This window comes from Chryseobacterium urinae, from assembly GCF_030518295.1.
Classification (GTDB): domain Bacteria; phylum Bacteroidota; class Bacteroidia; order Flavobacteriales; family Weeksellaceae; genus Chryseobacterium; species Chryseobacterium mucoviscidosis.
This window is the reverse complement of record NZ_JAULSJ010000066.1, coordinates 1-4,659: the sequence shown is the minus strand read 5'-3', so window position 1 is coordinate 4,659 and position 4,659 is coordinate 1. Positions and strand designations below refer to the sequence as shown.

The window sequence follows — 4,659 nt, the reverse complement described above, 5'->3', positions numbered from 1 at the left end:
CTAGGAAAATCGTCTGCGTTTCAATATTTGAATTAGCCGATAAAGTTTCTCATCCTTTAGAAATCTAAACAGAACTAAAAAAAATGCGTGGCAAACACGATTTTAGTCTTCATAATTATCATTCGCTGAGTGAAATCGAAGATTCGATGAAGTCAAATACCTTCGCGAACAAAATATCCACTACAATGTAAAACATAACCTAGCGAACACTGCGTTAAAATCAATAAAAACAGATTTCTCCTAAAATCAAGAGCCGAATAATCAAAGTTGCTATCATTTGCTGAGTGAAGCGCCCTTGCGAACAAAAAATACCCACTACAATGTAAAACAAAATTTAGTGAACATTGCGTTAAAATCAATAAAAATAAATTTCTCCTAAAATCAAGAGCCGAATAATCAAAGTTGCTATCATTTGCTGAGTGAAACGCCCTTGCGAACAAAAAATAACCACTATAATGCAAAACAAAACCTAGCTAATACTGCGTTAGAATCAATAAAAATAAAATCAAGAGCCAAATAATCAAAGTTGCTATCATTTGCTGAGTGAAACGCACTTGCGAACAAAAAATATCATCAGAATGCAAAACAAAACCTAGCGAACCTTGCGTTAAAATCAATCAAAATAGATTTCTCCTTCGTCGAAATGACAGGAAAGTCAAAAATTCACCATTCACTTTTCATTATTTGTTATATTTCAACAGCTTATTGATTTTCCGCCTTGTCTGTATAGAAACCTTATACGCTTCATCGCGGAGTTTTTGAATCTTTCCGACAGGCTGAAAGAAAATCTTACTTTCAAAAGGATTAAAAGAAAGCAGCTCACTGTCGCAGGAATTTGCATTCAGAAGATTGTTTTTTTCAATTTTCACTTCCCCGATTTTAATATAGGGCGAATTTTTCCATTCGACATTAAGTTTATTCACAGGCTGATCTTTCAGGTCATAGCAAAGCTGAATAAGAACATCTGCCGTGAAATTTTCTTCTCTAAGATAACGTTCCACAGCATTTTTTACCTTTAATTTCTTCCCAAAATGTTTGTTGACAGATTGCGGTTTGATTTTAATTTTCATCATATAATCTCCCAGTCTGTACACACCGACAGAATGAAAATCAAATGAAAGAAAAAAATCATTTCTCTTCCTCCAGAGTCTGAATATATTTTTGACGAATGAAGCCGTAACAGTTGAGGGAATGACTTTTAAAATCTGCATCAGTAAAGAAAAAGAACTCCATTTTTTTACAAAAAAACGATTAACGGAAGTAAATAATTTTAGAAATGTACTCACCGAGTTAATCGGAAACAACGGAAAATTCACCAAAGGAAAATTGGCAATCACGTTTCCTTTCTCATCATTAATTTTCACGGCAAAACCATATGCAGGAACATCTCTTTTTCCCTTCATTATTTTTAAATGAGCGTTGGAGAGACGGATGATAAGATCATATTTTTCTTTATCAAAATACGGTTTCAGTTCTTCGGGAATGTTTTTATCAATCAGAAAAGTTCCTTTCGTAACAGCGTATGTTTTAGCATGAGCATTTCTCGTTGCGTAATGAACATCGCTCACGGAAGGTGACTGCTCAACAAAATCCGTAATGCTTTTTTTATTGATTTCCAGAAGCTGCTTCTCTTCATCAGTCAGTCTGTCGTATTCCTTTTTATAGGGTAATGGATTGGGCATTTAGTTTTTAAGTCCAATTATAACGCCAAGTTTCGGAAATCCTATTAACAGAATATTAATGATACTTGAATTTTTTAAGCTGAGTTAAAGATGCAAAAAAAAATGAAATTTAATAAATTGAAAACTAATGATTTATATGTTTTGAAAATTTTCTATGATTAAAAAACTTCCATCTTCCGGCTATCATCTTCCGGCACAAAGAACTATCTTTGCAAAAATTATCAATTATGGGAGTAGCAGATATGTTATTTAAACGTAAAAAAGAATTGGCAGAAAAAAACCTGAAAGACGGTCAGGAATATATGGCAGAATATGGCAAGAGAGAAAGCGTGGTAGAATTGCCTAGCGGATTACAGTATGAAATCATTACGGAAGGCGACGGCGAAAAACCGGGTCCTAGATCTACCGTAAAATGCCATTACCACGGAACAACTATCACCGGAAAAGTTTTCGACAGTTCTGTAAAAAGAGGAACTCCGGCTTCATTTCCATTAAATAAAGTAATTAAAGGATGGACGGAAGCACTTCAACTGATGCCGGTAGGAAGCAAGTGGAGATTAATTCTTCCTCCGCATCTGGCTTATGGAGATCAGCAGATCAGCAAAGAGATCGGTCCGAATTCTACGCTTATTTTTGAAGTGGAATTGCTGGATATAAAGAAATAGTTTTATTAAAAATAGCTTAAAAATTTACCTGTTATTCGGGTAAATTTTTTTATTTGCGTAATTTTACCTTTCAAATTACTTAAAACAAATATTTGGTTTGAATTTGAAATAATGTAATTCTTATAAAATTTTCTACAGGTTTGTAGCTTACAGATGTATAAGAATCCCGAATCACAGAAAACATCGATCAATGAAGAAGATAATTTACTTTGTAGCATTCAGTATGTTGCTTACTTCCTGTGTATCAAGGAAAAATCAGGCAATCAGACAAAATATTCTTACCCTCAGAGACAGCTATTGTAAAGCGCCTTTCAAATACAATTACGGTAATAAACTGCCTTCCTATAACTCAGATTCCATCATTAATGCCAATAAAGAATTAAGAGATAAATTTTCGGATCAGAGTATTTTGATTCTGAATGCTTTAGATAATCTGGATGAAGTTCATGAGATCATGGAGCTTAAAAAAGACACTTCTCTGGAGTCTCAGGTAAAAGTTTTACAGCTAAAATCCAAAATCAACAGCAAAATAACCATTGCTTTAACCGAACTGGATGCGGTTGCGGCAGAATTCGACTGTGAAGGCGAAAGAGTAGCGCAGATCGGAAATTATGTGGATAATCTAAACGATTCCAGAAACAATAAACTTATTCTGCTTTCGATTGTAACCGGAGCCGCGGCTTCGGTAGCGGGAGGAATTGTAAAGGATAATTCATGGAGTAACGCCATAGATATCGGAGGAGGAGTTTTAGGAGCAGGATTTGGTTTGGCAACTTTAAATCCGAAAGGTAAAAAAGTAGAATTTATTCATCAGAGAAATCTGCTAAGAGATGTATGGAATGGCAAATTACAGTCACCTAACTTTCCGCCGTTTATCTGGTATATGTACACCGAGAAAAAATTTTCCAACAGAGAGCAGCAGTCTATTATTTCGAGTATGAAAGAACGCTGGCTTCATTATCAGTTTGATGATGACAGAAAAAAGGCAGACGAATCTGTTATTTTCAGTGACGGAGGATTTTACCGTTCAGATGATCTTCATAACCGTGCCGCAATGCTCAACCAGATGCAGTCCGCAACCAGAACCATCAATCAGAACATCAATTATCTTCTTCTGGATCTTGATCGTCTGATACTTTAATAAAATTTAATTGTAATAATTTTTGTTACATTAAAAAATTATCTATCTTTGCTGAGTAATTACAATGAACAATACAAGATTTGCTACGGCAATACATATCATGACCTTATTGGCGGAGAGTCCGCAGGATTGGCTTACCTCAGAATGGATAGCAGGAAGCATCAATATTAATCCTGTGGTTGTTCGTAAAGAACTAGGTGTGTTAAGAGAAGCGGGTTTAATTATAAGCAGACAGGGAAAAGAAGGTGGAAGTCAGTTGGCAAAAAGTGTGGATTCCATACGAATTTCTGAAATCTATCTGGCTGTGAAGAACACCGAAGTTTTAGGAAAGAAAAACAATAATCCCAATCCGGTTTGCCCGGTCGGAAAAGAAATTAATAATCATCTTAAAAATTTGTTTTCAGAAACCGATCAGTTGGTTTTGGATTTTTTAGGAAATAAATCCTTAAAACAGTTCAGCGAACAGTTTAAATAAAATTTTTTGCTTAAAAATGTAACAAAAATTATTACAATTAAATATAAAAATAAACAGTATGAAAAAAGTAGCAGTAATAGGGGCAACAGGTTTTGTAGGAACTCAGGTTGTAAAAGAATTATCCAACAGAGGATATCAGGTAGAAGCTATTGTAAGAGATGCTTCAAAAGTGGAGCAAAACGAAAAAGTAACGGCTAAAAGTGTTGATGTAAATAATGTAGATGAGTTATCAGAAGCTTTAAAAGGAAGTGATGCCGTAATCAGTGCTTTTAACGCAGGATGGACCAATCCTAATCTCTATGATGACTTTCTGAATGGTTCCGTTAATATTGAAAAAGCAGTTGAACAATCCGGTGTAAAAAGATTTATTACTGTTGGAGGAGCAGGAAGTCTTTATATTGATGGAAAACAACTGGTAGACGGATCAGATTTTCCTGCAGAAATAAAACCTGGGGCAACTGCGGCAAGAGATTATTTAAACAAAATTAAAGAAAATGAAACCTTAGACTGGACATTTTTCAGTCCGGCAATAGAAATGCATCAGGGAACAGCAGGCGTAAGAACCGGAAAATACAGAACCGCTCTGGAAAATCCTGTTTTCGATGAAAACGGAAGAAGCGTTCTTTCCGTAGAAGATGTAGCGGTAGTTTTGGTGGATGAACTGGAACAGAATAACCACATCAGAGAGCGTTTTAC

5 protein-coding genes are annotated in these 4,659 nt (G+C 35.1%); 4 read left to right on the top strand and 1 reads right to left on the bottom strand.

Annotated elements, in window-relative coordinates:
* Positions 1 to 680: 680 nt before the first annotated feature.
* The gene (locus QWT87_RS20815; protein ID WP_302718625.1) at positions 681 to 1,682 is read right to left on the bottom strand and encodes a catalase family protein; all 1,002 of its coding nucleotides are present in this window, start codon (positions 1,680 to 1,682) and stop codon (positions 681 to 683) included.
* 227 nt (positions 1,683 to 1,909) lie between these two features.
* Here QWT87_RS20815 and QWT87_RS20810 point away from each other — a divergent pair, with 227 nt between their 5' ends.
* The 4 genes from QWT87_RS20810 to QWT87_RS20795 form a co-directional block, all read left to right on the top strand.
* Positions 1,910 to 2,347, top strand: coding sequence for an FKBP-type peptidyl-prolyl cis-trans isomerase (locus QWT87_RS20810; protein WP_087708965.1), 438 nt, complete (start codon positions 1,910 to 1,912; stop codon positions 2,345 to 2,347).
* A 190-nt stretch (positions 2,348 to 2,537) separates the two neighbouring features.
* Entirely contained in the window at positions 2,538 to 3,488 is a 951-nt protein-coding gene (locus QWT87_RS20805; RefSeq protein WP_302718623.1) for a hypothetical protein, read from the top strand.
* A 64-nt stretch (positions 3,489 to 3,552) separates the two neighbouring features.
* Positions 3,553 to 3,963, top strand: coding sequence for an Rrf2 family transcriptional regulator (locus QWT87_RS20800; RefSeq protein WP_302718621.1), 411 nt, complete (start codon positions 3,553 to 3,555; stop codon positions 3,961 to 3,963).
* 58 nt (positions 3,964 to 4,021) lie between these two features.
* The coding region (locus QWT87_RS20795; protein WP_302718619.1) for an NAD(P)-dependent oxidoreductase at positions 4,022 to 4,659 on the top strand (638 nt) is incomplete at its 3' end.

Coding starts and splice junctions, on each gene's coding strand:
- QWT87_RS20815 (WP_302718625.1), bottom strand. CDS start 1,682: ATGCCCAATCCATTACCCTATAAAAAGGAATACGACAGACTGACTGAT.
- QWT87_RS20810 (WP_087708965.1), top strand. CDS start 1,910: ATGGGAGTAGCAGATATGTTATTTAAACGTAAAAAAGAATTGGCAGAA.
- QWT87_RS20805 (WP_302718623.1), top strand. CDS start 2,538: ATGAAGAAGATAATTTACTTTGTAGCATTCAGTATGTTGCTTACTTCC.
- QWT87_RS20800 (WP_302718621.1), top strand. CDS start 3,553: ATGAACAATACAAGATTTGCTACGGCAATACATATCATGACCTTATTG.